Source organism: Ammonifex thiophilus, assembly GCF_003368535.1.
GTDB classification, from domain to species: domain Bacteria; phylum Bacillota; class Desulfotomaculia; order Desulfotomaculales; family Ammonificaceae; genus Ammonifex; species Ammonifex thiophilus.
The window spans coordinates 1-576 of record NZ_QSLN01000057.1 but is presented as its reverse complement, the minus strand read 5'-3'; the positions used below and the strand labels follow the sequence as shown (position 1 = coordinate 576).

The 576-nt window shown below is 60.8% G+C and carries 1 protein-coding gene; it reads right to left on the bottom strand.

Features of this window, described 5'->3' with window-relative positions; translation table 11 throughout:
- Positions 1-228: 228 nt before the first annotated feature.
- Positions 229-576: transposase (locus tag DXX99_RS11020; protein WP_165847847.1), on the bottom strand; the 348-nt coding region annotated here is incomplete at its 5' end.

Sequence of the window (576 nt, the reverse complement as noted above, 5' to 3'; positions counted from 1 at the left end):
GCCTTAAACATCTTCGAGAGGGCGTACGAGGTATCTCCCGTGAAGGGGAGTAGTGGCCGTGTGGCGCGGCCCGTGGTCCTGTCGCTCCGCCTGGGGTGGCACGGGGTCCACGAACCGGAGCGCAAGGGAAAGACCTTGCGCGCGTCCCTTTAAAGGGATGCCCCCGAATGAATTCGGGGGAGACCCTCTATGTCAATAGGTGACCTGTATAAAAGATATAGGGGCAGATTAAGCCACCGAAGGAGCGTGTCTGGCCCTGGCAGTGAGAAAGACAGATTCATCATAGGGACGGCGGTTCAACCACATCGCGAAGATGATCCGCACCCAGATGTTGGTCAAAGCCCGCAGAGCTTCGTGGTGTGTCTTGCCGGCGGCGCGCTTGCGCTGGTAATAGTCTCGAGCCCAGCTGACCTTAAGTACTGACTGGTAGGCAAAAAGCTGCAATGCCCGGCGCAGGAACTTGATACAGGCTCGGCGCTGGCGGGCGAAGCGGTACTTCCCACTCTGGTAGAGGACGGGGGAAGTGCCGGCCAGGGCCTGCACGGCGGCGGCGCTTTCGTAGCGGCCGCGGTCATC